Source organism: Microbacterium maritypicum (genome assembly GCF_008868125.1).
GTDB classification, from domain to species: Bacteria; Actinomycetota; Actinomycetes; order Actinomycetales; family Microbacteriaceae; genus Microbacterium; species Microbacterium maritypicum.
Map to the genome: position 1 here is coordinate 283,741 of NZ_WAAQ01000002.1, position 26,166 is coordinate 309,906.

Annotated in this window: 17 protein-coding genes; 15 read left to right on the forward strand and 2 right to left on the reverse strand. The window is 69.1% G+C overall.

Annotated features, from left to right (window positions below; genetic code table 11):
• Positions 1-20: 20 nt before the first annotated feature.
• The 3 genes from F6W70_RS12070 to F6W70_RS12080 all read left to right on the forward strand — a co-directional run bounded on the left by F6W70_RS12070 (position 21) and on the right by F6W70_RS12080 (position 4,261).
• Positions 21-842, forward strand: coding sequence for a DUF5819 family protein (locus F6W70_RS12070; protein ID WP_151486843.1), 822 nt, complete (start codon positions 21-23; stop codon positions 840-842).
• Positions 839-2,074: an HTTM domain-containing protein gene (locus F6W70_RS12075; RefSeq protein ID WP_151486844.1), complete on the forward strand. Its 1,236-nt coding sequence runs from the start codon at positions 839-841 to the stop codon at positions 2,072-2,074. The genes F6W70_RS12070 and F6W70_RS12075 overlap by 4 nt, the downstream gene beginning before the upstream one ends.
• Positions 2,075-2,194: 120 nt before the next feature.
• A complete protein-coding gene (locus F6W70_RS12080) occupies positions 2,195-4,261 on the forward strand; it encodes an acyl-CoA dehydrogenase family protein (RefSeq protein WP_151486845.1) in 2,067 nt (688 codons plus the stop codon).
• Between the two features lie 129 nt (positions 4,262-4,390).
• On the opposite strand, the gene F6W70_RS12085 is transcribed toward F6W70_RS12080, so the two are convergent.
• A complete protein-coding gene (locus F6W70_RS12085) occupies positions 4,391-4,837 on the reverse strand; it encodes a DUF6841 family protein (RefSeq protein WP_151486846.1) in 447 nt (148 codons plus the stop codon).
• A 125-nt stretch (positions 4,838-4,962) separates the two neighbouring features.
• On the opposite strand from F6W70_RS12085, the gene F6W70_RS12090 reads away from it, so the two are divergent.
• Entirely contained in the window at positions 4,963-6,009 is a 1,047-nt protein-coding gene (locus tag F6W70_RS12090) for an NAD(P)-dependent alcohol dehydrogenase (RefSeq protein ID WP_151486847.1), read from the forward strand.
• Between the two features lie 24 nt (positions 6,010-6,033).
• Here F6W70_RS12090 and F6W70_RS12095 read toward each other — a convergent pair whose 3' ends face one another.
• Positions 6,034-7,500, reverse strand: coding sequence for an alanine/glycine:cation symporter family protein (locus F6W70_RS12095; RefSeq protein ID WP_170287909.1), 1,467 nt, complete (start codon positions 7,498-7,500; stop codon positions 6,034-6,036).
• A 119-nt stretch (positions 7,501-7,619) separates the two neighbouring features.
• On the opposite strand from F6W70_RS12095, the gene F6W70_RS12100 reads away from it, so the two are divergent.
• The 11 genes from F6W70_RS12100 to F6W70_RS12150 all read left to right on the forward strand — a co-directional run bounded on the left by F6W70_RS12100 (position 7,620) and on the right by F6W70_RS12150 (position 26,149).
• Entirely contained in the window at positions 7,620-8,189 is a 570-nt protein-coding gene (locus F6W70_RS12100; RefSeq protein ID WP_055869567.1) for a DNA-3-methyladenine glycosylase I, read from the forward strand.
• Between the two features lie 129 nt (positions 8,190-8,318).
• A complete protein-coding gene (locus F6W70_RS12105; protein ID WP_151486849.1) occupies positions 8,319-14,402 on the forward strand; it encodes an Ig-like domain-containing protein in 6,084 nt (2,027 codons plus the stop codon).
• 46 nt (positions 14,403-14,448) lie between these two features.
• Positions 14,449-15,420, forward strand: coding sequence for an AAA family ATPase (locus tag F6W70_RS12110; RefSeq protein WP_055869575.1), 972 nt, complete (start codon positions 14,449-14,451; stop codon positions 15,418-15,420).
• On the forward strand, positions 15,420-16,682 hold the full coding sequence (locus tag F6W70_RS12115) for a DUF58 domain-containing protein (RefSeq protein WP_151486850.1): 1,263 nt from the start codon (positions 15,420-15,422) through the stop codon (positions 16,680-16,682). Before F6W70_RS12110 ends, F6W70_RS12115 begins: the two co-directional genes overlap by 1 nt.
• Positions 16,679-19,075, forward strand: coding sequence for a transglutaminase TgpA family protein (locus F6W70_RS12120; RefSeq protein WP_151486851.1), 2,397 nt, complete (start codon positions 16,679-16,681; stop codon positions 19,073-19,075). Before F6W70_RS12115 ends, F6W70_RS12120 begins: the two co-directional genes overlap by 4 nt.
• Positions 19,072-20,373, forward strand: a complete 1,302-nt coding sequence (locus tag F6W70_RS12125) for an RDD family protein (RefSeq protein ID WP_151486852.1) — start codon at positions 19,072-19,074, stop codon at positions 20,371-20,373. Before F6W70_RS12120 ends, F6W70_RS12125 begins: the two co-directional genes overlap by 4 nt.
• Positions 20,370-21,185: a PP2C family protein-serine/threonine phosphatase gene (locus F6W70_RS12130; protein ID WP_151486853.1), complete on the forward strand. Its 816-nt coding sequence runs from the start codon at positions 20,370-20,372 to the stop codon at positions 21,183-21,185. The genes F6W70_RS12125 and F6W70_RS12130 overlap by 4 nt, the downstream gene beginning before the upstream one ends.
• Positions 21,185-22,462, forward strand: a complete 1,278-nt coding sequence (locus F6W70_RS12135; protein ID WP_151486854.1) for an FHA domain-containing protein — start codon at positions 21,185-21,187, stop codon at positions 22,460-22,462. The genes F6W70_RS12130 and F6W70_RS12135 overlap by 1 nt, the downstream gene beginning before the upstream one ends.
• Entirely contained in the window at positions 22,459-24,087 is a 1,629-nt protein-coding gene (locus F6W70_RS12140; protein WP_151486855.1) for a serine/threonine-protein kinase, read from the forward strand. The genes F6W70_RS12135 and F6W70_RS12140 overlap by 4 nt, the downstream gene beginning before the upstream one ends.
• A gap of 14 nt (positions 24,088-24,101) precedes the next feature.
• Positions 24,102-24,812 carry a hypothetical protein gene (locus tag F6W70_RS12145; RefSeq protein WP_241244620.1) on the forward strand — a complete coding sequence of 237 codons (711 nt, stop codon included), beginning with the start codon at positions 24,102-24,104 and terminating at the stop codon, positions 24,810-24,812.
• Positions 24,809-26,149, forward strand: a complete 1,341-nt coding sequence (locus F6W70_RS12150; protein ID WP_151486856.1) for an RDD family protein — start codon at positions 24,809-24,811, stop codon at positions 26,147-26,149. The genes F6W70_RS12145 and F6W70_RS12150 overlap by 4 nt, the downstream gene beginning before the upstream one ends.
• The last annotated feature ends 17 nt before the right edge of the window (positions 26,150-26,166 follow it).

Genomic DNA, 26,166 nt, shown 5'->3' on the forward strand with positions numbered 1-26,166 from the left:
CGGCGGTGGGAGGGAAGTGGATGAGCACCAGAGTCGAGTCCTCGCCGGAGGCGGACGTTTCCGTGTCACCGGAGACGGCCGCGGTGCATCCGCGCCCGACCTGGTGGGTGAAGCTCATCGCCTTCGCCGCCTGCCTCCTGACGCTGTGGCACATCAGCGCGTCGTTCCTGTGGATCGCTCCCTACTCGGCGCTGCGGGAGATCCCCACGCAGGAGGTGCTGGCGGGATACATGCTGCCGATGTTCGGCCAATCGTGGAGCGTCTTCGCACCCGAGCCCATCAACGGCGACTACCACTTCAACGTCCGCGCCGTCATCGAGAAGGATGGCGAGGAAGTCGAGACCGGCTGGGTGAGTGCCACAGACGTCGAGCTGTCGATGATCCGGTACAACCTCTTCCCGCCGCGGGCCGGCATCCAGTCGAGTGAGGTGGCGAGCGGACAGATGAACGCCTACAACAAGCTCAACGCCGACCAGCAGGCGGTGGTCGGTCTCGACTTCGCGAAGGAGGGGTGGGAGGAGTGGATGGTGCGCTCCTTCGAGGAACTCCCCGGAGACGAGAACCCGTCGACGACGGCCTACATGGCCGAGGAGCATCTCTCCACCGCATATGCGACCCAGGTGGCCTATGCGATCTGGGGTGCGGATGCCGTGGTCAAGGTGCAGTACCGCGTGAGCCGTCAGAACGTGATCCCCTACAAGGATCGCAACGACCCGAGCGCACAGCGGCCGGACCCCACGTTCTCGACCACCGGATGGCGACTCCCTATAGAAGAGGAAGGGCAGAGTCGAGAGAACTTCGCGAACACCTTCCGTGGCCAGTTCGAGAGGATCCAGCCGTGAGCGCGCCGGTCAAGACCTCGGCGCGGAAGTCCGACGCGAAGAAGAGGAAGGATCCTGCGCCGCAGAGCACCACCACGTCGGCACCCGCCCCGGCGACCGCCCCTCCCGCTGCTCCCCGTGATCCGGCGCCCGCGACGGCGAACACCGTGCCGAGGTCGTTCGTGACTCGGTTGCTGAGCTTCGTGTCGTCGATGATCGCCGGGCTCTGGGCGATGGTGCTCTCGGCCGTCGATCGCATCTCGGCGTTCATCGGCGACTGGCTCTTCAACGGCAAGAAGGCTCTCTACGGGCTCGCGGTCACACGCATCCTCTTCGGCGTCACCGCGGTCGGCCTCTTGGCCTCGAACTTCGGCACCCGCCTGTACACCTTCGGATCGGGCTCGGCATGGAACGGCGAGCTCGCGGAGCCGGTGAGCGAGTTCCCGAAGATCTGGGTGTTCAGCGCGTTCCATGCCGCGATGGGCAACGACGTCCTCTACACAGCGCTCTATCTTCTCCTCGGGGTGCTCGCCGTGCTGTTCGTCCTCGGGTGGCGCTTCCGGATCGTGCTCCCGATCTTCTTCTGCCTCTGGGTGGGCTTCATCGAGGCCAACGACATGGTGGGCGACCAGGGCGACAACATGTTCCGCATCGCGCTGCTGCTGCTGCTCTTCGCCGACCCCGCAGCCCGGTGGTCGCTGGATGCCAGGCGTCGGGCGAAGTCGGGGGAGTGGTTCGCCCCGAACAGCCAGCCGGCGCTGCTGGGAACGATGTTCCACAATCTCGCCCTCGTGGCACTCGCCGCCCAGGTGTTCTTCGTCTACGCGTCCGGTGCGCTCTACAAGGCGGGTGGTGCGCCGTGGGAAGAGGGGTATGCGGTCTACAACCCGCTGCAGACCGCGCGGTTCGGCACCTGGCCGGTGTTGAGCGACCTCGTCACCGCGTGGGGGCCGATGGTCACGATCGCGAGCTGGGGGTCGATCCTCCTGCAGATCGCCTTCCCCCTCATGCTGCTGACGCGTCCCACCCGGCTGATCGGCCTGCTGGGCATCCTCTCCTTCCACATCGGCATCGCGGTGCTCATGGGGCTCCCGTGGTTCTCGCTCACCATGATCGCGATCGACGCGATCTTCATCCGCGACCGCACTTGGGGGCGGTTGAGCGCGGGGACGAAGCGGCGTTGGCAGGAAGCGGGCGCCGCACCGCCGCCCGCGACGCCCGAAGCGGTCCCGCCAGTCCGGACTGTGGTCTGACGACAACGCGGCGGCGAGATGTGCCCGTCGGGCGTTGGAGGATGTGGACAGGGCAGTTCGTCTCTGGTTGTGGCAGACCTACCATGGCTGTAATCCCACTTCCCTCTGAGAGGAACGCACATGGTCGACGCCGCCGTCCGTCCGAAGACGACTCGCACCTCCACCGACACCGCGGATGCGAACCTGCACATCGATGTCGCCCGCGTCAACGACGCCCTGATGGGCACGTGGGCAGACGTGCGTCGCCAGGCCCGCGAGATGATCAAGGACTCGGCGTTCTGGCGCAAGGATGAGCTCGGCAAGGACGAGCACCGCGAGCGCGTGCTCAGCCAGCTGCACCTCCTGGTCGAGAACAAGGCCGTGCACCGCGCGTTCCCCAAGTCGCTCGGCGGCGAGGAGAACAACGGCGCGAACATCGCGGGCTTCGAGGAGCTGGTGGTGGCCGACCCCAGCCTGCAGATCAAGTCGGGCGTGCAGTGGGGACTCTTCGGCTCCGCGATCCTTCAGCTCGGCACCGAGCAGCACCACGCGAAGTGGCTCCCCGGTGTGATGGACCTCTCGATCCCTGGCGCCTTCGCGATGACCGAGATCGGCCACGGCTCCGACGTCGCGGCCGTCGGTACGACCGCGACGTACGATCCGGCGACGAAGGAGTTCGTGATCAACACCCCGTTCCGCGGGGCGACGAAGGAGTACCTCGGCAACGCGGCGCTGCACGGCGTCGCGGCGACCGTCTTCGCGCAGCTGATCACGAACGGCGTCAACCACGGCGTTCACTGCTTCTATGTGCCGCTGCGCGGCGAGGACGGCGTCGACCTTCCCGGCATCGGCCGCGAGGACGACGGCCTCAAGGGCGGACTCAACGGCATCGACAACGGGCGTCTCTCGTTCGACCACGTGCGCATCCCGCGCACCAACCTGCTCAACCGCTACGGCGACGTCGCAGCGGACGGCACGTACTCCAGCGCGATCGACAGCCCCGGCCGCCGCTTCTTCACGATGCTCGGCACCCTGGTGCAGGGACGTGTGTCGCTCGACGGTGCGGCATCCTGGGCCTCGGCGCTCGGCCTGCACATCGCTATCACCTACGCCACCCAGCGCCGCCAGTTCGACGGTGCGGACGGGCAGGAGGTCGTGCTCATGGACTACGGCAAGCACCAGCGCCGTCTGCTCCCGCGCCTGGCGACCACGTACGCGCAGATCTTCGCGCACGACGAGTTCCTGCAGAAGTTCGACGGCGTCTTCTCCGGCCGCACCGACACCCCGGCCGACCGTGAAGACCTCGAGACCTTGGCCGCCGCGCTCAAGCCGCTGTCGACCTGGCACGCGCTCGACACACTGCAGGAGGCCCGCGAGGCCACCGGTGGTGCCGGCTTCATGTTCGAGAACCGTCTGGTCGGACTCCGCGCCGACCTCGACATCTACGTCACCTTCGAGGGCGACAACAACGTGCTGCTGCAGCTCGTCGGCAAGCGTCTGCTGACCGACTACGCCAAGCAGTTCCAGGGCAAGGATGCGGCGGCGCTCGCGAAGTTCGCCGTCGGCATGACCGCGGGCAAGCTGTTCCACGGCGCCGGTCTCCGCCAGCTCGGCCAGGCCGTCTCCGACTTCGGTCAGGTGAGCCGCTCGGTCGAGCGGGGCCTGCGTGAGGAGCAGCAGCACGACCTGCTCGCCGGACGCGTGCAGCAGATGGTGGCCGACATCGCTTCCCGCCTGCGCCCCGGTGCGAAGGACAAGGCCCTCGGCGCCCGCCTGTTCAACGAGAACCAGGCCGAGCTCATCGAGGCGGCCCGCGCACACGGCGAGCTGCTGCAGTGGGAGGCGTTCACCGACGCCGTCCACCAGATCGACGATGAGGACACGCGGAAGGTGCTCACCTGGCTGCGCGACCTCTTCGGCCTGCAGCTCATCGAGAAGCACCTCGCCTGGCACCTGATCAACGGACGCCTGTCGACGCAGCGCGCTGCGGCCGTGTCGAGTTACATCGACCGCCTGTGCGCGCGTCTTCGTCCGTTCGCGCTCGATCTCGTGAACGCGTTCGGCTACGAGCCCGAGCACGTGCGCGCGCCCATCGCGAGCGGCCTGGAGAAGCAGCGTCAGGATGAGGCCCGCGCCTACTACGCCGACCTCGCAGCGACCGGTCAGGCGCCGATCCAGGAGAAGGCGCTGAAGAAGAAGCAGCGCTGACCGCCTGCGGTTCAGCCCGGACCTGATCCACCTGTCGGGAGTTCGTGACGAGCGCACGGCGAATCCGCGCGATTCTCCCGACAGGTGCGTATCCTCCCGACAGGTGTGCGGGGAGAGGCGGATCGGGTGTCAGGGTGCCGCGGTGAGATCCACTCCGCGTTCGGCGGCCAAGGCCTGGAGCTTCTGCGCCGCGTCGGTCTCGACGCACACGCACGCCTGCAGACCCGCCTCGTCTTCGTCGCGCAGGAGGTAGTAGCTGTCGGTGTCGGTCAGCTGTGCGCCGCCGGCGTCGAAGAACAGCCAGCGCACGCGCACGAGCACGAGCCGATCGGAGAGATCGCGACGCTCGAGCAGCTCGAATCCGACGGAGGCCAGGCCCAGCCGCTGGTAGATCGGATAGGAATGCCGCAGACCGTCGATCATGGCGTCGCGGGATTCCAGCACACCGGAGGAGCGGTCGTTCACGATCGTCCCCGGCGTCGACCACAGACTCGCCGCGGTCTCGGCATCGAACGCGGTCAGGCTGTCCGCATAGCGGGTGAGGTACCGGGAGATCGTGTCGTCGGAGGTGGTCATGGCGTGAGCCTAAGCGTGGCCGAGCGGAGCGCACCCGGCCTTGACAATCGCCGATTCGGCCGGGACGGCCGATTCTCATCCGGTGCTGGGTAGTCTCGGCAGGTACCCGATCCGAGGAGTCCGAGATGTCTGCTGTGAACGCCTATGCCGCACCCCGTGAAGGGGCCCCGCTGGAGAAGACCGTCATCGAGCGACGCGGGCTAGGCCCGCTCGACGTGCTGATCGACATCGCGTTCGCGGGTATCTGCCACTCCGACATCCATACCGTGCGCGGCGACTGGGGGCCGCAGCAGTACCCGCTCGCTCCCGGCCACGAGATCACCGGCACCGTCGCCGCGGTCGGCGAGGGCGTCACCCGGCATGCGGTCGGCGATCGCGTCGGCGTCGGATGCCTGGTGAACTCGTGCGGTGAGTGCCGCAACTGCCTGCGGGGGGAGGAGCAGTTCTGCACCCAGGGGGCCGTCCTCACCTATGGCAGCACCGATCGTGACGGCACCGTCACGCAGGGCGGATACTCCGAGCAGGTCGTGGTCACCGAAGCGTTCGTCCTTAAGATCCCCGACGCGCTGCCCCTGGATGTCGCAGCTCCCCTGCTGTGCGCCGGCATCACGACATACTCACCGCTGCGGCACTGGAACGTCGGACCGGGCACCCGCGTCGCCGTCGTGGGACTCGGGGGCCTCGGGCACATGGGCGTGCAGATCGCGCACGCACTCGGCGCCGAGGTGACCGTGCTCTCGCAGACCCTGAGCAAGAAGGACGACGGGCTGCGGCTCGGCGCCGACCACTATCGCGCGACGAGCGACCAGGAGACCTTCCGTGAGCTGCGGTCGTCGTTCGACGTGATCCTCAACACCGTCAGCGCGGTGATCGATCTGCGCTCCTATCTGAGCCTGCTCGACGTCGGCGGCGCCATGGTGTGCGTCGGAGCTCCCGGCGAACCGCTCTCGGTCGGGGTGATGTCGCTGATCGGCGGCCGTCGCTCGCTCGCCGGCAGCAACATCGGCGGCATCCAGGAGACGCAGGAGATGCTCGACTTCTGCGCCGAGCACGGTATCGCCGCCGAGATCGAGACCATCCCCGCTTCCGACATCAACGCCGCCTACGAGCGCGTGCTCGCATCCGACGTGCGGTACCGGTTCGTCATCGACGCGGCGACCTTCGGCTCCTGACATCGCGGCCGTGGCGGCGGCGGCTCAGCGGCGGCGAGACGTCGGCAGGTCGATCGGTCCGGTGACGGAGAGCTCGTCCTCCCACACCTCGATTCCTCGGACCTCGGGGAGACGGGCCTTGGTGAAGACCGGATCGAGTCCTTCGCGTCGCTGCTGCGTGTAGTCCTTGAGGAGCTTGAAGGCGACTCCGGAGAGCAGCGCGATCGCCACGAGGTTCACGATCGCCATGAAGCCCATCGCGCCGTCGGCGAAGTTCCACACGACATCGGCCGACACGATCGATCCGACAAACACCGCCCCGATGGCAAAGAGCCGGTAGCCGAGCAGGACGGCGGGCGTCGACGTGATGAACTCGATGTTCGTCTGCCCGTAGTAGTAGTTGCCGAGGATCGAGCTGAATGCGAGCAGAAAGATGATCACGATCAGCAGGATGTTCGACCAGCTGCCGAGCGCACCGACCACCGCCCCCTGCGTCAGCCCGATGCCCCGCTCGGCGTTCGCGAGGTCGGGGACCGAGACGAGGATGATGAACGCGGTGATCGAGCACACCAGGAACGTGTCGAAGTAGACGCCGAGGGTCTGCACCAGACCCTGCTTGACCGGGTGCGTCACCGCGGCACTCGCGCCCGCGTTGGGTGCGGAACCGAGCCCGGCCTCGTTGGAGAACATGCCCCGCTTGACGCCGGTGAGGATGATGTAGCCGAGCGCGGCGCCCACGATCTCGTTCGGCCCGAACGCCTGCGTGAAGATCATGGCGAAGACCTCGGGGAGGCGCTCGATGTGAATCACCACGATGACGAGCCCGAGGAGCAGGTACAGCAGCGCCATGATTGGGACCAGGGTCTGGGTGACGGAGGCGATGCGGCGCACACCTCCGAAGATCACCAGGCCCATGAGGACGGCGAGCGCCGCGCCGATGGCCCACGGCAGCCATGCGGGGGCCCCGCCGCCCAGGCTCCCCGCGATGGTGGCCTGGATGGTGTTGGCCTGCAGCGAGCTGAACGCGATCGGGAAGCACACGATGAGGATGACGGCGAACAGGACTCCCATCCAACGCGCGCCGAGCCCGCGCTGCATGTAGTACGCGGGACCTCCGAGGAACCCGTCCTTGTCCCGCGTCTTGTACAGCTGCGCGAGCGAGGACTCGATGAACGAGGACGCCCCGCCGATGAACGCCATCAGCCACATCCAGAAGATCGCACCGGGTCCGCCGATCGCGATCGCCGTGCCGACACCGGCGATGTTGCCGACGCCGACGCGCGAGGCCGCGGAGATGGTGAACGCCTGGAACGCCGAGACGGATTGCGGCTCGCCGCTCTCGGTGCGCGGGGTGCGATCCGTCAACGTGCGAAACATCTCCGGGATCAACCGGAACTGCACGATGCCGGAGCGGATCGTGAAGTACAGGCCGAGGAGGACGACCAGGGGGAGGACGATCCACGTCCACAGGTTGTCGCCCCACGTCAGCAGCCACTCGTTCACAGAATCCATGCGCACAGTCTGGTGGAACTGCTCCGATGACACCAGCTTTCGCGCGCACAGCATTCCGGTGGGACGCGTCCGCCTCCGTGTCGGCGCTCGGTGTCGGTCGCCGCGGATAGCCTGACCGGATGACCTCTCTTCTCACGGGCCCCGACGCCCGCGACCGCTGCGCCTGGGTGGGCGACGACGACGAGTACCGTCGCTATCACGATGAAGAGTGGGGCACGCCTCTGCACGGCGACCGCGCGCTGTTCGAGAAGATGGCGCTCGAAGGGTTCCAGGCAGGCCTCTCCTGGATCACGATCCTGCGCAAGCGACCGCGGTTCCGCGAGGTGTTCGCGGGTTTCGAGCCCGAGATCGTCTCCGAGTACGACGAGTCCGATGTCGAGCGCCTGATGGGCGACGCCGGGATCATCCGCAACCGCGCGAAGATCGAGGCGACCATCGGCAACGCCCGCATCGTGCGCGGCATGGCCGAGGGGGAGTTCGACGAGCTGATGTGGTCGTTCGCCCCGGCGGCCCCCGGCGCCCGTCCCGCATCCTTCGCCGACGTCCCCGCCGTCACGCCGGAGTCCACGGCGTTGAGCAAGGAACTGCGTCGTCGTGGGTTCCGATTCGTGGGGCCGACCACCATGTACGCCCTGATGCAATCGGGCGGCATGGTCGACGATCACATCGCAGGCTGCTGGCGGGCCTGATCATCGCGGATGGGCAGAACTCCCCATCGAGCGGTATTCCGAGACGCGGTTAGGATGAACGGGTGCTCGGTGGGCCCGGAGGGACCGCCCAGGAGCTAACGAAGAGTGTCACCTGGGGGGGAACCGGGAATGAAGGCGTTGTCTTGGATACGCGCGCGGCCCAAAACACTGGCGTCCGCCGCCGGTGTCACCGTCGGCGTCATCGCTATCACCACGATGGCCTTCACCTATGAGGGCTTCCCGACCACCAAGGTCGACCTGAACGACGGCGGCGTCTGGATCACGAAGACGTCGAGCCTGCTGGTCGGGCACTTCAACAACGAGTCGACGGTCCTCGACGGTGGTCTGCGCACCACGGGCGAGAACTACGACATCCTTCAGGACACGAGCAACATCCTCGTCGTCGATGAGAACGCCTCCACCCTCACTGCCGTCGATCCCGCACGCGTATCTCTCGGCGACTCCGCAGGCATCCCCTCCTCGGCGAAGGTCGCGCTGGGCAACCGCACGGCCGCGATCCTCGATCAGAAGACCGGCGAGCTCTGGGTCGTCCCCGCCCAGGGCGTCTCGTCGTTCGAGGCAGAGGTGAACGAGCCCGCCGCAGAACTCGGCGCCGGAGCCGATGTCGCGGTCGCCAAGGACGGCACGGTGTTCGGACTCGCCCCGGAGCGCGGCGAGGTCGTCACTGTGCCCGTGGACAACGAGGGCGAAGCCCTCGATGCCTCGGCCGCATCCGTCGGCGAGCTCGACGCGTCCGCGAAGCCGACGATCACGGCGGTCGGCCGCACGCCGGTCGTACTCGACCGCTCGGCAGGCGTCGTGACCTCGCCCGGTGGCATCCGCACCGAGATCCCCGGCGCCGACAAGGCGGTCCTGCAGCAGGCGTCCGAGAACACCGACGCAGTGGCGATCGCGACCACGAACGCCCTGGTGAGCGTTCCCCTCGACGGCGGCGAGCCGACCGAGGTCGACGCCGGCGGCACCGGCACCGCGGCCGCTCCGGTCTGGCTGCGCGGATGCACCTACGGCGCGTGGGCGGGCACCGCCACATTCATCCGCGAGTGCCCGGGCACCGGCAACGACGTCAACGCCCAGGTCGACGGCGCCGAAGACGCGAAGAGCCTCGTGTTCCGCGTTAACCGCGACGTCATCATCCTCAACGACGCCGTCGGTGGCGCGGCCTGGCTGGCCAACGAGAGTCTCCAGCGCGTCGACAACTGGAACGACCTCACCCCGCCGGAGGGCGAGACCGAGAACGAGGACGACTCCACCGAGGAGACCGTCGAGACCACGCTCCCCGAACGCAAGGAGGAGAACACTCCTCCGATCGCCGAGGATGACACGTTCGGCGTGCGCCCCGGTGTCACGACCATGCTCCCGGTGCTCGACAACGACAACGACCCCGACGGCGACGTCCTGGTGGCGGCGCTCGCCGAGGCCCAGCCCGCGGTCGGGACGATCCAGCAGGTGCAGAACGGTGGATCGTTGCAGATCGCGGTGGAGGAAGGCGCCTCCGGGTCGACCGCGTTCACGTATGAGGCCGACGACGGCCGCGGCGGCAAGGACACGGCGGCCGTCACCCTGACCGTCTACGACAAGAGCATCAACACCGCTCCGGCGCCCAAGCGCAGGACGACGCTGACGGTCGAGACCGGCGGCACGATCTCGTACAACATCCTCCCCGACTGGATCGACCCGGAAGGCGACGACGTCTACCTCAAAGACGTGGTGCCCGCGCCGGGCGACGAGGTCGACTTCAGCACCGACGGCCAGATCACGTACAAGGCCACGGCGAGCCAGCAGGGTCTCAAAGAGGTGCAGGTCACGGTCGCCGACGGATACGGCGAGACCGCCACAGCGACCGTGACGCTCGACGTGCGGCCCGAAGGATCGACCAAGCCCAAGACCAACGCCGACCATGTCGTGACCCGCGTCGGCGAGCAGGTGACGGTGGCCCCGCTCGCCAACGACACCAGCTCGGGACGAGAGCTGCTGCGCCTCGGTCGTGTGAACGAGGTACCCGGCGCGACCGTGCTGCCGGACGGACCCAACAAGACCTTCACCTTCACCGCCGACGCCCCCGGCACCTACTACGTGCTGTATCTCGCGACCGCGGGTCCCGAGAGCAGCCAGGGAATCGTGCGCGTCGACGTGCTGGAGGCGAGCGAGACGGATCTGCCGCCGGTCGCCGTCCGTGACGTCGCGCTGCTGCCCACAGGCGGAGATGTGCTCCTCGGCGTGCTCGCGAACGATGTCGACCCCGCCGGCGGCATCCTCGTCGTGCAGTCCGTCTCGATCGAGGACGACTCCGGTGTCTCGGTGTCAGTCATCAACCATGAGACCCTCCGCATCACCGACCAGGGCTCGCTCACCGATCAGGCCCGCATCAAGTACCGCATCTCGAACGGCTCGAAGTCGGCCGAGGGCGAGGTCGTGGTGATCCCGATCCCCGCGCCCGACCAGCTCCTCCAGCCGGTCGTGAACGACGACACCGCGATCGTGCGGGCGGGCGACGTCGTCACCATCCCGGTGCTCGACAACGACACGCACCCGAACGACGACGTCATGCACGTCGTCCCCGAGCTGGTCGAGCCGCTCATCGATCCGGAGGACGGCGAGGCCTTCGTCTCGCAGGACACGATCCGCTTCAAGGCGGGCCCTGTCGCGAAGACGGTGTACCTCACCTACGAGGCCGTCGACTCCCGCCAGCAGAAGGACGCCGGCTACGTCACGATCCAGATCCTGCCCGTCGACCCCGAGACGAACGCCGCGCCGCGCCCGCAGGACCTCGTGGCTCGCGTGCTCGCCGGGTCGACGGCGAACATCGCCGTGCCACTGGACGGCATCGACGCCGACGGCGACTCGGTCGAGCTGATCGACATCGCCTCCAGCCCCACGAAGGGCCGCATCACCGAGACCGCGCAGAACTACTTCACCTATGAGGCGTTCGACGGATCCTCGGGTGTCGACGTGTTCCGCTACCGCGTGCGCGACCGCCTCGGCAAGGAGGGCATCGCCACGATCCGCGTGGGTATCGCCCCGGGCGAGCAGGTCAACCAGAGGCCCTTCGCCGTCAAGGATGCCGTGGTCGTGCGGCCGGGTCGAGAGATCTCGGTGCCGGTGATGGCGAACGACTCCGACCCCGAGGGCGACAAGATCGCGCTCGTCAAGAACGGCCTGGAGGTCCCGACCGACACGGGCATCACGGCCCGCGTCTCGGGAGACCGGGTGCTGGTTCAGGCGCCGAACCGTGAGCTCGAGACGTCGCTGCAGTACACGATCCGCGATGCGCGCGGAGCAGAGGCCACCGCGGCGCTGCAGATCACCGTCGACGAGAACGTGCCGTTGCAGGCGCCGGTCGCTCGCGACGATCGCGTGCGCCCGACCGACCTCACCGACGGCACGATGAGCGCCGATCTCGACATCCTCGAGAACGATGAAGACCCCGACGGTACGACCGACCGCCTGAAGGTCTCTCTCGGCGAAGGAGCGACGCAGCTCGAGAACGGCAAGGTGCGCGTCACCGTGACCGAGAACCTGCAGCTCATCCGCTACACCCTCACCGATCAGGACGATCTGTCCGCATCGGCGTTCATCTTCGTCCCGGCCGAATCGGATCTGCGCCCGATCCTCGACTCGACCAAACCGCTCGAAGTCATGAGCGGGGAGACCAAGGAGATCCCGCTCTCCAAGTTCGTCACCGTCGCCGGCGGAGGAACCGCGCGGATCACCGAGCACGCCAAGGTGAACGCGGTGTACGCGAACGGCGACGACCTCGTGAAGGACGAGACGACGCTCGTGTACACCTCGGCCGAGGGGTACTTCGGACAGGACTCGCTGACCTTCGAGGTGACCGACGGCACGGGCCCGGATGACCCTGAGGGACGCAAGGCCACGCTCAGCATCCCGATCAACGTGCTGCCGCCCGAGAACCAGCAGCCCGAGTTCATCGGCGCAGAGGTCATCGTCGCCCCCGGTGAGAAGGCCTCGACGCTCGACCTCGCCGCGTTGACGACCGATCCCGACCCCGAAGACGAGGGCAAGCACAAGTACAAGTACGTCAGCGGTGCCGGCAAGGGCATCACGGCCAAGATCGACGGCTCCGACCTGCTCGTGGAAGCTTCGTCCGACGTCGAGAAGGGCACCGTCGCGACGCTGAAGCTCGAGATCACCGACGGGACGACCGAGCCGGTCGACGGCACGGTGACCGTGCGCGTCGGGGCCTCGACCCGACCGCTGCCCGCCGCCAACACCGACACGATCTCGGAAGCCGACCAGGGCAAGAGCATCACGGTGCCCGTGCTCGCGAACGACTACAACCCGTTCCCCGAGACGCCGCTCAAGCTCATGACCGCCGTGACCGAATCGGGCTCCGGAGGCGCCACGGTCAAGGGCGATCAGGTGGTCGTGACCCCGGATGCGAGCTTCGTCGGCACCATGGTCGTGCGCTACCGCATCCAGGATGCGACGAAGGATGCCGACCGCGAGGCCAACGGACAGATCATCGTCACGGTGCAGGGTGTTCCCGATGCACCGGGAGCCCCGCTCGTCTCGAGCGTGCAGGATCGCACCGTTGTCGTCTCGTACGGAGCGCCGTCGAACAACGGTGCCGAGATCACGAAGTACACGGTCAAATCGGTCAGCGGCAACCCGTATTCGAAAGAGTGCCGGTCCACGACCTGCACGCTCGACGGGCTGACCAACAACGTCGAGTACACCTTCCAGGTCACGGCGACGAACCGCGTCGGCGAGTCGAAGCCGTCCGGTACCTCGGCGGTCGCCCGTCCGGACGCTCGGCCCGACACCCCGAACCCGCCGACCCTCGCCTTCGGCGACAAGTCGCTCAAGGTCTCCTGGGCCACCCCGACCACGCCCGGATCCCCGGTCGAGAGCTATACGCTCGAGATCTCGCCCGCTCCGCCGTCCGGCGTGTCGCAGAAGCAGGCCACGGGCAACTCGATGACCTGGGACGGCCTCGAGAACGGCTCGAACTACCAGATCCGCGTGCAGGCCCACAACCGCGCACCCGAGCCGTCGAGCTGGAGCGCCTGGTCGGCATCCGAGGTCCCCGCGGGCCCGCCGATGCCCGCCGCCGCGCCCACCGTGACGCAGGTGCCGGCCGTGGGTAGCCAGGCCCAGATGCAGGTGAGCTGGGTGCCGGGGAACCCCAATGGCGACCCGATCGACTCCTTCGAGCTGCAGGTGTGGGAGGGCGGCACGCTCCGCAACACGGTCTTCCCTGGAGCCGGATCGAAGACGCAGGCAGTCTCGGTGCCGACGTCTGAGACGCCGTACACCTACCGCATCCGCGCGAACAACAAGGCAGGTTGGGGCGAGTGGAGCCCGATGTCGGCACCGCGCCGCGGCGTGAACAAGCCGGGTGCGCCCTCTCTGTCGAACGTCGCCGAGGGCGACCGGTCCCTCACGCTCACCTGGTCTCCCGGCGCGCTGAATGGCGCCAGATCGACCGAGGTGCGATACGAGTACTCCGTCGGAGGCAACTGGGCGGCGATGCCGGGCAACAACGTCATCACCGGACTCTCGAACGGAACCAACTACAACGTGCGGGTCCGTGCCGTCTCGACGGTCGATGGACAGACCTACGCCAGCGACGCGTCCGGCCAGATGTCGGGCAACCCGTACGGTCCGCTGAAGCAGCCGTCGGTCACCGCAGCGCCGAACCCCACGAGCGTGACGTTCGGCTGGAACGCGAACGTCTCGGCCAATGGGCGCGGCATCAAGACGGTGCGCATCCGCATCGATGGCGGTGGATGGTCCAACGTCGGAGCGAACGGAAGCACCACCGTCGGCAACGGCTACAGCCAGCGCCACACCATCGATGTCGAGGTCACGGATGAGGCGGGGCAGAAGATCACCCGGTCCGAGGCTGGAACATCCGGACCGAAGCCCAACCCCCGGGCCTGGGTCACTTCCACGGGCAATGCCAACGGCCAGCCGAACTGCAACGACGGTACATGCGCGTACTTCTACCTCAACGCGCAGGACTTCGATCCCGGTCAGACCATCTCGGTGCGGTGCAACAACAACGACCCGACCTACGGCGGGGTCTGGGGCGGTCCGTACTCGATCACGATGGACGGCAACGGCAACTACGGCGGTCGACTGAGCTGCTATCTCGGCAACCGCCGCGGCGTGATCGAAGCCTGGGTGATGGTCAACGGCAACGCCTTCGAACACCGCGTCTGGCAATGATGCGCTCTCTCTTCTCGACATCCGAAGAACAAGGAACGACACACTCATGACAATGACTCCCGAGCAGGCCGCCTGGTTCCAGGGCACTTTCCAGCGCCTCGTCGAGAACATCGACAAGGCCGTGCAGGGCAAGCAGGAGATCGTCGGCCTCGTGCTGGCCTCGATGCTCGCCGAGGGGCATGTGCTCCTCGAGGACGCACCGGGAACGGGCAAGACCAGCCTCGCCAAGGCGCTGGCCGCGACCGTGCAGGGCACCAGCGCACGCATCCAGTTCACGCCCGACCTGCTGCCGTCCGATGTGACCGGTGTGACGATCTACGACCAGCAGTCGCACCGCTTCGAGTTTCACAAGGGGCCGATCTTCGCATCGATCGTGCTCGCCGACGAGATCAACCGTGCGTCGCCGAAGACCCAGTCGGCGCTGCTCGAGGTCATGGAGGAATCGCGCGTCACGGTCGACGGCGTCACGCACGAGGCCGGGCGTCCGTTCCTCGTGATCGCGACGCAGAACCCCATCGAGCAGGCGGGCACCTACAAGCTGCCCGAGGCCCAGCTCGACCGCTTCCTGATCAAGACGTCGATCGGCTACCCCGACTTGGCCGTGACCGAGAGCATCCTCGCCGGTGCCTCCGACCGCAACCCGTCGGCCGGCCTGTCCGCGATCATCACGACGAGCGCCGTCGCCGACATGGCCGACCTCGCCGCGACGGTGCATGTCGAGCCCGCCGTGCTCCGCTATGTGGCCGAGCTCGCCGAGGCCACGCGCGAGGACGGGGCCATCCGGCTCGGTGTCTCGGTGCGCGGGGCGATCGCGATGGTCCGCATGGCCAAGGTGTGGGCGGCCGCTCAGGGGCGCCACTTCGTGCTCCCCGACGACATCAAGCTTCTCGCCCGCCCGGTGTGGCAGCACCGTCTGCTGCTCGACGCCGAGGCCGAGTTCGCCGGCACCAGCAGCGACACCGTGATCGCCCGCGTGCTCGACGCGGTGGCGGCACCCCAGGCCCGAGTGGCGGCCTGATGACCGCGGAGGCCCTTCAGGCATCGCCGCCGCAGACGGAGCGCGACGCCGGTTGGCGTGACATCGCGGCCGTCATCGGCGCGCGCATCCTGACGCGCCTCCGGAAGATCACGTCGGCGATCCGTCCGCTGGCCTGGGTGCTGATGGCCCTTGCCGTCGGCTTCTGGGTGCTCGGGCAGATCGCCGGCTGGTCGGAGTTCACGATCGCGGCCGTGGTCATCGCGATCGCCGTGGCCCTGTGCGCGCTGTTCCTGATCGGCCGCACCGCCTACGACGTGGCGCTCGACCTCGCCCGCACCCGCGTTGTCGTGGGAGAGCGCGCTGTCGGCGCCCTGACCCTCGCCAACCGCGGCTCCAGGGCGATCCTGCCCTCGCGCGTCGTGCTCCCGGTCGGCTCCGGCCGCGGCGAGTTCGGCATCCAGCGGCTCGCCCCGGGGGAGGAGGCGGAGGAGCTCTTCGCCATCCCCACCCAGAAGCGCGGCGTGGTCAAGGTCGGACCGGTCAGCGTCGTGCGCGGCGACCCGCTCGGTCTGTTCGAGCGGGCGCACCGGCGGGATGATCCCGTCGACCTCTTCGTGCATCCGCGCACCGTGCTGTTCGACGGCCAGTCGCTCGGCTATCTGCGCGACCTGGAGGGGCTGCCCGCCGCCGACCTCTCTCGCGACGATGTGTCCTTCCACGCTCTCCTGGAGTACCAGCCGGGCGATGACCTGCGTCACGTGCACTGGCGTTCGACGGCCCGCACCGGCACGATGATGGTGCGGCAGTACGAGGAGACCCGGCGCTCGCACTTCGTGATCGGTCTCTCGCGCTCTCTCGCCGACTACGCCACCGAAGACGACTTCGAGCTCGGCGTCTCGGCTGCGGGATCGATCGGCCTGCGCGCGCTCCGCGACTCGCAGCGCGTCGACATGCGCGTGCAGGGCCGGGAGCTGCCCGCCGGCACCGGCAAGCAGCTGCTCGACTCGCTCTCGGCGGTCGAGAACAGCAAGCCGAAGGAGGGCGGCATCGCCGAGCTCGCCGGCGTCGTGTCGGCCACCATGCCGCTGGCGAGCGTGGTCGTGCTGGTGTGCGGGGCTCGCGTGAAGTCCGACGACCTCCGCCTCGCGTGTGCGCGCCTGCCGTTCGGCGCCAGGGTGCTCGTGGTCGTCGCCGACACCACCGCGTCCGCCCCGGCTCTGCGTCGCATCGGCGATGCCGACGTGGTGACGGTCGGAGCACTCGAACAGATCCCGCTCGCCCTGCAGAAGGTGCTCGCATGACCGCATCCTCCGCCGCGTTCGGCGATCTTCCCCTGCGCCGCTGGGTCCTCGACCTGACAGCGACGGCGCTCCTGGTCCTCACCGCGCTCATCGGCTTCTGGCCCACGTTCGCCGGTGGGTCCTTCCTGCCCGCCGTCGCCGGAGGCATCCTGGTCGGCCTCGCGATCGCGGTCGTCGCGACCTGGCGCCGCTGGGGAATCCTGATCATCACGGGTCTCACGGTCGCCGCGTACTTCGTGTTCGGCGGCGCCTTCGCCCTGCCGCAGACCTCGATCCTCGGATTCATCCCCACACTGGAGACGCTGCAGAACCTGGCGCTGGGCACGGTGACCGCCTGGAAGCAGATGCTCACCACGGTCGCCCCCGTCGCGGCCGCCGACGGACACCTCGTCGTCCCGTTCCTGCTGGCCCTCGTGATCACCACCGTGACCGCCTCCCTCGCGCTGCGCCTCTCGCAGGTGGCCTGGGCGCTGATCCCCGCCGGCGTCCTGCTCATGCTGGTGATCGCGCTCGGGACGCCCGAACCTGCGTTCCCTCTCGTGCAGGGACTCGTCTTTGCCGTCGTGAGCATGTCGTGGCTCGCGCTGCGCCAGCTCTGGGCACCGCAGAACACCGCCGTCTCCGTGAGCGAAGTCGATCCGTCGCGGGCGTCGCACATGCGCACCCGCCGCCTGCTCGCGGGTGTCGCCGTGCTGGCCATCGCCGGAGGAGCCGGAGTCGCCACGAGCGCGATAGCGAACCCGGCGCAGCCGCGGCACGTGTTCCGCGATGTGATCATCCCGCCGTTCGACATCCGGGACTATCCGAGCCCGTTGCAGGCCTTCCGCAAGAACGTGCGCGACGAGGCGGATGAGACCCTCTTCACGGTGCAGGGTCTGCCGAAGGGCGCGCGTGTCCGCACCGCCGTCATGGACCAGTTCGACGGCATGGTCTACAACGTCACCGACGGCGGCCCCACCTCGTCGAGCGCTTTCACGCCGCTGCGTTCGAACATGTCGCCCGATGCCGAAGGCGTCCCGGTGACGCTCAAGATCGAGATCGACGAGTATCGCGGGGTGTGGGTGCCGACCGCGGGAGAGCTGTCCGAGATCAGCTTCTCGGGCGACGACGCCGAACAGCTGCGCCGCGGCACCTACGTGAACACCGAGACGGGCACGGCCGTCGCCACGACGAAGCTGACCACGGGCGACGAGTACACGGTGGATGCCGTGCTGCCGAACGTGCCCGACGACGAGCAGCTCGCCGAGGTGCCGTTCGGCAAGGTCGCGATGCCGAAGCCGAGCAACGTGCCGGAGGAGCTCACCGCCCTCGCGGCCGAGACCGTCGCGGGCGCCGAGACGCCGATCGAGCGTGTGCGCGCGCTCGAGAACCTGCTCGCCAAAGACGGCTTCTTCAGTCACGGCCTGGAGGGGGAGGTCATCTCCCGTGCCGGGCACACCGCCGAGCGCATCTCGACTCTCATCGGCGGCGAGCAGATGATCGGTGACGATGAGCAGTACGCTGTCGCCATGGCACTGCTCGCGGGCCAGATCGACATCCCCGCTCGCGTGGTCATGGGCTATTACCCCGACGAGACGCGGGAGGGCGAGGCCGTGTTCGCCGCGACCGGCGACGACGTGCACGCCTGGATCGAGGTCAACTTCGAGGGCATCGGATGGGTGAGCTTCAACCCGACTCCGCCCGAAGACCAGGTGCCCAACGATCAGAACACCAAGCCCCGGGTCGACCCGAAGCCGCAGGTGCTGCAGCCTCCGCCTCCGCCGCAGGAGCCCGTCGACCTGCCGCCCACCCTGCCCGACGACCGCGAGGCCGAAGACGAGAGCCTGAACATCGCGGGCATCATCGGGGCGATCCTGGTGATCGGCGGCATCTCCCTCGGGGTGATCGCCCTGCTCGCCTCGCCCTTCATCGTGATCGGCGCCTGGAAGGCCGCGAAGCGTCGCTCGCGTCGCGCCGCCGCGCGCACCGCCGACCGCATCAGCGGGGGATGGGACGAGCTGACCGACCGCGCGGTCGACTACGGCGCCCGCATCCAGCCCGGCGGTACCCGCATCGAGGAGGCCGCGGTCGTGGCGTCCTCGCTCACGGTGCCGCAGGTCACGGCCCTCGCCGAGCGCGCGGACTCCGAGGTGTTCGGCCCCGCGGAGCCGAGCCCGGCGGACGTCGAGTCCTTCTGGCAGGAGGTCGATGACATCGTCGGTGGCCTCGGGAAGGACGCCGGCTTCTGGAAGCGCCTCAAGGCACGACTGAGCGTCCGCTCCCTGATCGGCGGCACCGCGATCTCGAACGGATTCCAGAATCTGAAGGAAGCTGCGGCCGTGCGCGTTCGCCGCGAACCTGGCACCATCAAGAACAGCACGACGCCCCCGTCCTCCGAGAGCGAGACCCCATGACGCAGCCCGCGCCCGACCAGATCGCGCCCGTCGCCCGTCGCGCCGTCGCGTACATCATCGATGCCCTGATCGCCGGCGGGCTCGCGATCGTGCTCGGCGGCGGACTCCTCATCGCCGCCTCTCTCACCGGCAGCATCGAAGGCAGCATCGGGGTCCTGCTGGTCGGCGGTCCCGTGGTGAGCCTGGTGCTCCTGGGCTGGTTCGTCGTCTACACGGTGATGCAGGCGGGCAACGGCTCGATCGGCATGCGTGCCCAAGGGCTGCGGCTCGTCTCTGCGGCCGACGCGAGCCCGCTGGGCTTCGGGCGTGCGCTGCTGCGCAACATCATCTTCGGCCTCGCCGCCTCCGTGGTGGTGGGGTACTTCACGCCGCTCTTCGACGGCTCCGGACGGTTCCAGGGCTGGCACGACAAGGTCGCCGGCTCCCTGATGCTGGACGCCAAGGTGCCCGCAGCCGTCGGGTCTGCCGCCGCATCGCCCGCGGCGCCGGCGGTGCCTGCTCCGACCACGGCTTCGGCGCACCCGACGCCCGCACCGGCGATCCCGGGGCTCCCGCAGCCGACGGAGGCAGTGGCCGCGACCCCGGCCATGCCTCCGGCACCCGCGGCACCGGCCTCCGTCCCGCCGCGCCCGGCCGCACCCGCGGCACCGGTCGCCGAAGCGGGATCGCTCATCGCCTTCGTCCCCGGGATCACACAGGATGCGCCCGGACGGCCCGCTCCGTCGTTGGAGCCGGAGCCCGCACTCGACGCGACGATCCAGCAGCAGCCGGCGCCTCCCGTCGCGGCCCCTCCCATCGCAGCACCGATCGTCAGCCCGGTGCCGCCCGTTCCGCCGACGCCCCTCGCCGTCGAGACCCCCGCAGCTGCGCCCGCGACCCCGGAACCTCCGCTCGCGTCCGCGGCTCCGGCCGCCCCGAGTGCTCCGGTCGCCGCCGATGAGGACGACCTCGAAGACACCAGGATCAGCGTTCCCGGACACCGTCTGGTGTTCACCTGGGACGACGGAACTCGTGTGTCCGTGTCGCGACGCACGGTCTTCGGCCGCAACCCCGCACCGGAAGAGGGAGTGACGCTCGTGCCGGTGCGCGACGAGACGCTCTCGCTCTCGAAGACGCACTTCGAGGCGGCGGCGGAGACCTCGGGCGGTTGGGTGATGGATCGGCACTCCACGAACGGCATGACCATCGTCCGCGAAGGCCAGCGGATCGCCTGCCCCGCCGGGCAGCGCGTGCCGGTGCGTCTGGGCGATGCGATCGAGATCGGCGACCGCATCGTCACGATCGGCGGATACGCGTGAGGCCGGGACTCATCGTCTCGACCGGATCGGCGACGCATCCGGGTCTTCGGCGTGCGCTGAACGAGGACGCCCATCTCGCGGCCGCTCCGATCTTCGTCGTCGCCGACGGGATGGGCGGGCACGAGGCCGGGGAGCGCGCGAGCGCCGCGGTGATCGCCGAGTTCGCGCGGTACATCGGACGCTCTTCTCTCGCCCTCGACGATGTGCGCGATGCACTGTCCCTCTCCAGGGAGAGCGTGGAGGAGCTGTCCACCTCCGGCAACGGCCGTGCCGGCACGACGCTGAGCGGTGTGGTCATCGCCTCGGTCGACGGCATGGGCTACTGGCTCGCGCTCAACATCGGAGACTCGCGCACCTACCGTTTCGCCGACGGCGAGCTCGAGCAGATCAGCGTCGACCATTCTGTGGTGCAGGAACTGATCGAGTCGGGTGAGCTCACGACCGAAGACGCCGTCTCCGATCGGCGCCGCAACATCATCACGCGCGCGATCGGGGCGAGCAGCACCGGCGACGCCGACTATTGGATGTTCCCCGCCGAACTGGGCGACCGCATCCTGGTGTGCTCCGACGGACTCACCTCCGAGGTGCCGGACGCGCGCATCCGCGAGGTTCTGAAAGCCGAGTCGGACCCCCAGCGAGCCGCAGACGTGCTCATCGACGAGGCTGTCAGCGCCGGGGGCAGGGACAACATCACGGTCCTCGTCATCGACGCCGTCTCCGTCGCCTCACGTCCGGGGACGCTCATGGCCACCGATACGGACATCGACCAGGACACACGTCCACGAGAAGCCGCAGCAGGAGGGGTTCGCTGATGCAGACCATCTACCGACCGGGACAGTGGTACCTGATCGTCATCCCGGGAGCGCTCGTCGCCCTGCCGCCCGACGTCCCCGGCGATGTCGTCGCCCGGCTGTGGGAGCGTCTGCCGGAGGACAAGACCCTCGCGACCGTCGTCGACGTGCTCACCACGCACGCGGGCGGGTCGTTCACATCGCTGCCGTCGTTCGTCGCAGCCGTCGCCGAAGGCGCCGATGTGCGCATCGCCCTGCGGGGAGCGGTCTCCGCGCAGGTGGAGACCGGGACGGAGTCGCTCGAGCTCTCGGGCGCCGAGGTCACGACCTGGAACGAGCGATTCCTCGGCGGTGCCACGAAGATCGACATCACGGTCGAGGCTCCCGCCGACGCCGTGGGTCTGCCCGTGCAGGGCGGCATCGTGCGGGCCGCGGCGGTGAGCGCCGAGCTCGAACCGAGCGACGCCGATCCGCTGACCTCCGCGCTCGGTCCGGCACCGGTTGTCGGAGACGCGGCAGCGGACGCACCCGCATCGGAGCCCGTCGCGGTGCCGGAGCCTGTCGCTGCACCGGAGCCTGTCGTCGTCGGGATCCCGGAGCCCGTCGCGGCACCGGAGCCGGAGCCGGAGCCCGAGCCGCAGTCGGATGTGGACCCGGAGCCGGAGGAGCCGCTCCCCGTCATCGACGACGCCTTCCTGCCGCCGACGGAGGTGACGCTCGCTCCGCCCGTCGATGACGACTTCGACCAGCTGTGGGGAGCCACCGTGCATTCCGTCGGCGCAGCGGCACCGGCACCGGCACCGGCGGCGGCACCGGTCGCCCCGGTCGTCGTGGAGGGCGACCATGACGGTGCGACGATCTCGGCCGCAGACCTCCGTGCTCTCCGCCAGGAGCCGCCGGTCGCGAACGACGCGCCGACCGAGGTGCTCGAAGTCGCTCCGGCGCCGACCACGGTGTCCGTCGGTCGTATCCGGCTCTCCACGGGACAGGTGACTGCCCTCGACCGCACCGTGATCATCGGACGCCGTCCGCGGTCGACCCGTGCGAGCGGTGCGAACCTTCCGCACCTGATCGCGGTCGAGAGCCCCCAGCAGGACATCTCGCGCAGCCACCTCGAGGTCAGACCCGAAGGCGATACCGTCGTGGTCATCGACCTGCACACCACGAACGGGTCCACTCTGCTGCGTCCGGGGGCCGACCCCGTGCGGCTGCACCCCGGCGAGCAGACGCTGGTGCTCTCCGGCGACGTGGTCGACCTGGGCGACGGCGTCACCGTGGCCTTCGAGGACCTCCCGTGACGCGTCGCCCCTCACCGCCGCCGGATCTCCCCGGCTTCACGTATGTGGAGCCGCTGGGCACCGGTGGCTTCGCCGATGTCTTCCTGTACGAGCAGGAGATGCCTCGGCGCCGAGTCGCGGTGAAGGTCCTGCTCGCCGATCGCATCTCGAGCGGTGCGGCGCAGGAGTTCGCCGATGAGGCGAACGTCATGGCGATGCTGTCCACGCATCCCGCGATCGTCACGATCTACCAGGCGGGGGTCGCCGGCGACGGCCGCCCCTATCTCGTGATGGAGTACTGCCCGCGGCCCAACCTCCAGCTCCGTGCACGGAAGGACCCGTTCTCGGTCGCCGAGGCACTCCGGGTCGGCGTGCAGGTGGCCGGCGCCGTCGAGACGGCCCACCGTGCCGGCGTGCTGCATCGCGACATCAAACCCGCCAACATCCTCGTCACCGAATACAACCGGCCGGCGCTCACCGACTTCGGCATCGCGTCGACGACGGGGGCCACCGGCGAGGCGTCGGGGATGTCGATCCCGTGGTCGCCTCCTGAGTCGTTCGCCGAGCCGCCGCAGAGCGGACCCCGCACGGATGTGTGGGCACTCGGGGCGACGCTGTACACACTGCTCGCCGGACGATCGCCGTTCGAGCGACCTGGAGAGCGCAACTCCAGCGCCGACCTCATCGAGCGCATCGAGCGCGCTGCGCTCCCCTCGCTGAAGCGGCCGGACTCCCCGGAGAGTCTGCAACGGCTGCTCGAGCGCTCGATGGCGAAGAACCCCGACGACCGTTTCCCGAGTGCGGTGGCGTTCGCGCGAGCGCTGCAGAAGGTGCAGATCGAGCTCTCGCATTCGGTGACGCCGATCGACATCGTCGACGACCACCCGCCCGCGGAAGACCTGGATGACGACGGCGACGGTCTCACCCGGGTGCGGGAGATCGTCAGCATCGATCCCGACATGGCGTCGTTCACCCGTCCGTCGGCGACGACGCAGCGGAAGGACCCTCCGGCCATGTTGCCGGGGATGCCGCGCTTCGACGCGCCGGTCGCCGAGGAGCCGTCCGTCGAGCAGACACAGCTGCGTGCGCCGACCCCGGCTCCCGCTGCTCCGATGGCGCCGGGCGCCGATGACCGGACCATCGCCCGCGCACCGATGGTGGTCGCACCCGATGCCGCCGTGCCGCCGCCGTCGGTTCCGGGCACTCCTGCCCCTGCCCCGGTCGCCGCCGAGCCTGCTCGCAGCCGCAAGGGCCTGTGGATCGCGCTCGCCGCAGCGGGCGTGGTGCTCGTGATCGGCGGGATCGTCGGCCTGAACCTCCTGGTCGCGGGAATCGCTCCCGAACCGCAAGAGACGGCGGAGGCCGTCGATCCGAAGGATGTCGGAACGGATGTCGTGCCGAAGGTGACCGAGCTCGCCGGCACGCGGCAGGGCGATCAGGTGGTCTTCACCTGGACGAACCCGAGCCCGCTCGACGGCGACTCGTACATCTGGACGCCGGTGGTCGTCTCCGGCGAGGTCGCTCCGCAGCAGACGCCGGACCCGACCGCGGCGGTCACCGCCGGTGCGGGCACCGTCTGCATCGACGTGATGCTGCGACGTGACGACGGTCGCGCGTCCGAGACCGTGCGGGGGTGCGTCGAGTGAGTGGCGAAGGCGGAGTGACCGTCGAGTTCGCGGGGGAGTACTTCCCCGTCCGGCCGGGCGGACGGTTCATCGTCGGGCGCGAGGGCGACCTCGAGCTGGATGACAACCTGTTCCTGCACCGCCACTTCCTGGAGATCACCGACGCCGACGGGCTGTGGTGGCTGTCGAACGTCGGCACGCGGCTCACGGCGACCGTGACCGACTCGGCGGGCGGCGTGCAGGCGTGGCTTGCTCCCGGCGCACGTCTTCCCGTGGTCTTCGAGACGACCACGGTCGTGTTCAGCGCGGGTCCGACGACGTACGAGCTCACGCTGCACGCGGCAGAGCCGGCGTTCCGCGCGACCAGGCGCGAGCACGACGACGGTGGCGCCTCCACCATCGGCGACGTCCCGTTGACCCTCAGCCAGAAGCTCCTCATCCTCGCGCTGGCCGAGCCGCAGCTGCGCAGGGACGGCACCGGCATGAGTGAGATCCCGACCTCGGCGAAGGCGGCGGAGAGACTCGGATGGACCGTCACCCGGTTCAACCGCAAGCTCGACAACGTGTGCGACAAGTTCGACCGGATCGGTGTGCCCGGTATGCGCGGCGGTCAGCGCAGCTTCGCGACCAACCGACGTGCGCGTCTGGTCGAGCACGTGATCGCGTCGCGCCTGGTCGGCAAGAGCGACCTGCCCCTTCTCGACACCGCGCACACCGTCGATGAGGTCGAGGGAGAGCAGGAGTGATCTGGGAGATCGACGACCACGCACCGGAGGTCGAAGGACTCGACGCGCACGGGCGCCCCGATCCCGCGTACGCGGAGTCGCTGGGCCTGCGGGCAGCAGGGCGCGGGGCGCGCGTGCTCGCCGCGGTGATCGAGTGGACGGTGGCCGTGCTCATCGCGCTCCCGGCCATCATCGCGCTCACCCCGGTTCTCGCCCAGGCGGTGGCCGGGCAGTTCGACCCCGAGAAGTTCTTCGCCCGCGGTGACCTGGTGTGGCTCATCGTCGCGGCGGCCGTCTCGCAAGGCCTGATGATCGCCTACGTCGTGGTCCAGCTCGTGCTGCACGGCCGCAAAGGTGTGACGCTCGGCAAGGCGATCTGCGGGATCCGCTCCGTGAACGTGCGCACCCTCGAACGCCCCGGCTTCTGGCGCGGCGCCGTGGTCCGCTACCTCGTCGCCTACGCCTCGTTCATCGTGCCGCTCATCGGCCCGGTGCTGGTGATCATGCTCTCCCCGCTCTTCGACATCGAGCGGCGAGGACGCGGGTGGCTCGACCTCGCCGCGGCGACCTGGTTCGTCGACGTGCGCGGCGGGCTGAACCCCTACGACCAGAAGCGCATGCGCATCGCGCGCAAGCGCGTGAAGACGCCCGAACACGAGGAGAAGGCCCCGCTGCCGTCACTGGCGACGCCGGTGCATCGCGATGCACCGGCCGAGTACGTCCCCAGTGCGCGTCTCTCCGGCGGTGTCATCGGTGCGCACCGCGCCGCGTCGGGGCCGGCGGTCGAGCCGGCGCAGGCTCCTGCTCCGGGGGCCTTGGTCTCGTCGACGCCGCCGTCGCTGGCGACGGGAGCCCCGGGTCCGGCATCGTTCGCTCCGGCTCCGGCTCCTGCTCCGGCATCGGACCCGGCCCCGGCGTACGTGGCGCCTCCGGCGGCTTCGCCGATGCCGCCCGTTCCAGCGGCTGGGCCTGTTGCGGCGACGCCGGCACCGGACGACGCCCCGGCAGCGCCCGTCGTCGCTCCCGTGGGCGTCCGCGCGATTCTGGTGCTCGACACCGGGGAGCGCATCGAGGTGCGCGGGACGACGCTGTTCGGGCGGTCCCCGAGCGCGGCTCCCGGCGAGGGCGAGGCGCTCCTGGTGCCGGTGGTCGACGACACGCGATCGGTGTCCAAGACGCACATCGCGGTGATGCCCGCTCGACGGGGCGTCTTCGTCGTCGACCGCGCGTCGACCAACGGCAGTGCGGTCGTGCGGGGCGGCGCCGAGACCGCTCTGCCGGCCGGCCACCCCGCCGAGCTGAAGACCGGGGACACGGTCCGCTTCGGCGACAGGTCCCTCCACGTGGAGTGGGTATGACCCTGAGCAGTGAGATG

Coding starts and splice junctions, on each gene's coding strand:
- F6W70_RS12085 (WP_151486846.1), bottom strand. CDS start 4,837: ATGACCACCTCCGACGACACGATCTCCCGGTACCTCACCCGCTATGCG.
- F6W70_RS12120 (WP_151486851.1), top strand. CDS start 16,679: ATGACCGCATCCTCCGCCGCGTTCGGCGATCTTCCCCTGCGCCGCTGG.
- F6W70_RS12135 (WP_151486854.1), top strand. CDS start 21,185: ATGCAGACCATCTACCGACCGGGACAGTGGTACCTGATCGTCATCCCG.
- F6W70_RS12070 (WP_151486843.1), top strand. CDS start 21: ATGAGCACCAGAGTCGAGTCCTCGCCGGAGGCGGACGTTTCCGTGTCA.
- F6W70_RS12100 (WP_055869567.1), top strand. CDS start 7,620: ATGACCTCTCTTCTCACGGGCCCCGACGCCCGCGACCGCTGCGCCTGG.
- F6W70_RS12095 (WP_170287909.1), bottom strand. CDS start 7,500: ATGGATTCTGTGAACGAGTGGCTGCTGACGTGGGGCGACAACCTGTGG.
- F6W70_RS12110 (WP_055869575.1), top strand. CDS start 14,449: ATGACAATGACTCCCGAGCAGGCCGCCTGGTTCCAGGGCACTTTCCAG.
- F6W70_RS12125 (WP_151486852.1), top strand. CDS start 19,072: ATGACGCAGCCCGCGCCCGACCAGATCGCGCCCGTCGCCCGTCGCGCC.
- F6W70_RS12115 (WP_151486850.1), top strand. CDS start 15,420: ATGACCGCGGAGGCCCTTCAGGCATCGCCGCCGCAGACGGAGCGCGAC.
- F6W70_RS12080 (WP_151486845.1), top strand. CDS start 2,195: ATGGTCGACGCCGCCGTCCGTCCGAAGACGACTCGCACCTCCACCGAC.
- F6W70_RS12090 (WP_151486847.1), top strand. CDS start 4,963: ATGTCTGCTGTGAACGCCTATGCCGCACCCCGTGAAGGGGCCCCGCTG.
- F6W70_RS12105 (WP_151486849.1), top strand. CDS start 8,319: ATGAAGGCGTTGTCTTGGATACGCGCGCGGCCCAAAACACTGGCGTCC.